Here is a 252-nt window from a genome sequence, read left to right on the forward strand (position 1 = left end):
AAAACCATCGATAAGCAATGTTCGTTTCGATCTCTTTCTCTAATTGACGTTCAGAGCGAATCCCATAAAAATAGCCCACAAACATCATTTTAAAAAGAGTAATGGGATGAATAGAGGGTCTTCCATTGTCTTCACAATAATAAGGCTGTAACTTTTCTTCAATAAATGAAAAATCTATCGTGGCTTCTACGGCACGTAAAAAATGATCCACTGGAACTAATGATTCAACGGATACGGTAACTTCTTGATTAC

At 35.7% G+C, this 252-nt stretch carries 1 protein-coding gene; it reads right to left on the reverse strand.

Annotated features, from left to right (window positions below):
* Positions 1-252, reverse strand: a 252-nt coding sequence (locus K9V48_RS28835; protein ID WP_224142370.1) for a transposase, incomplete at both ends; no start/stop codon positions are given.

The sequence above is a fragment of the Metabacillus rhizolycopersici genome (genome assembly GCF_020075705.1).